Annotated in this window: 1 protein-coding gene; it reads right to left on the bottom strand. The window is 45.4% G+C overall.

Translation table 11 applies throughout. From position 1 onward, the window contains the following. Positions 1 to 175: 175 nt before the first annotated feature. Positions 176 to 1,243, bottom strand: a complete 1,068-nt coding sequence (locus WBV27_RS05900) for an HRDC domain-containing protein (RefSeq protein WP_424200271.1) — start codon at positions 1,241 to 1,243, stop codon at positions 176 to 178. Positions 1,244 to 1,641: the final 398 nt, after the last annotated feature.

Below are 1,641 nucleotides of genomic sequence, written 5' to 3'. Positions count from 1 at the left end.
GTTGAAATCTACTCGATACCTTACTTGATAGGTACTCGATACCCCCAGTTATTCATTATTAACTTAACCTTTTACAATAACTAGACCTATTCGGGTCCTTTCAAAGTATAAAATTTATGAGGGTCTTTTGGATGGGAAAAATTGATATTTTAAAATTTGGGACCACGAATTGAACCTACTCCCTATACCTCCGCACAATTCCCAATATCTCCTCCCCATATTTCTCACACTTAACTTCCCCAAACCCAGAAATCTTCCTAAGCTCTTCCAAACTTCTTGGCATAGCCGCAATCAACGCCTCCAGCTGCGCATTATTGAAAATGTAATAAGCTTTAATGCCTTCCGCTTTGCTGGTCTCATACCGGTATTGTTTCAAAGCCTGATACAACGGCGTTTCATCAACCGCAACATCTACTCCACCATCCACTTCGCTATCTACAATTGCATCACTCTGCTCAAATCCGCCACCCACCAAATACCTCTCCGTATAACCAACAGGATTCTCCTTATGCAACCCCACAAAAAAGTCCGCCATCTCATACATCTCTTTTTCCGACGACGCCAAATCCTTGCTTTCGCGGATCAATCTCTTGATGTACTCAATCAACTGATCACTCCGAATAATCTGATCTTTCACATTTTTCGGAGCGTTCTTCAGGTTAATGACCGTTTTGGGATTAGCGAGAACAATCACGGATTTATGGAAATCACCGAAGGATTTCTCGAGTGCTACCCGCATCAAGGGATTTTTCTTGTTTCCTAGCCGTAGCTGTTTGATCATCTCCATATGCCGCACATTTTGCGTGATTGGGCTGTAGATGCCTTCCTTTTTGCGTTTTCCGTTGAAGTCCAGCTCGCGAATGAACTCGCCCCGGCTGTTCACTTCAAGATTGCCGAAAAGGTTTTTGCATTCGACGACGAGGCAAAACTTCGTGGTGATGATGAGGTAGTCGATCTGCACTGACAATCCCTCGTGCTCGAGGCGCAGATCGTGCAGGACGACGATCGGCAGGTAGCTGTTGTTCAGCTCAAACGCGACGCTCTCCTCCCCGGCAATGCCGTACGCGAGCAGCTTCATATCGCGCTCAATCCGCGGCTTCACCCTGTCCGGCGCGGTGGCGTAAAGCTGCTGCAACCGCTCCAGTTGCTTCTTCGCATCGCTGTCGGCCTTGTAGAAATCCGGTTTCTTCAGACCCACCGGCTTTTGCGTAACCATTTCTTTGATAGAATCAAAAACTCCCATCGTAATCCTCCGATCCCGTTCATTATTTGTTTTCGCGCAAATGGAAAATGATAAATGTGTGCCCGAAAATTTCCGGTTAACCGACAAATCCCCCGCCCGAGAAAAAAACCCATGCTGCCGATGCGAAACACTCTGCTCATCAAGGGCTAGCGAAACATTTTTCAATTTACCCAAAATAATTAGTTCACTATCAATTTTACTATACTCACCAAAATTACACTACGATTAAAAAAAATATTCATTGTCTACCGATTGTGTGTTCCGACGAAGGACGGCTTCGCAAGAGAACAGAATCCTAAAAAACTATCACCTCCGACCACCGCGGCTTTGCCGGAGTTCAGCTACCTGAAACACAGAATCATCGCATTGAAAAAATGCACACAAAACCCCGCACTAAT

The sequence above is a fragment of the Trichococcus sp. genome (genome assembly GCF_049589555.1).
Classification (GTDB): Bacteria; Bacillota; Bacilli; order Lactobacillales; family Aerococcaceae; genus Trichococcus.
The sequence above is the reverse complement of the archived record's forward strand: the minus strand, read 5'-3'. Positions and strand labels throughout refer to the sequence as shown.

What these genes read in the sequence shown, in the direction of transcription:
- WBV27_RS05900 (WP_424200271.1), bottom strand. Translation starts at nt 1,243, where the DNA reads ATGGGAGTTTTTGATTCTATCAAAGAAATGGTTACGCAAAAGCCGGTG.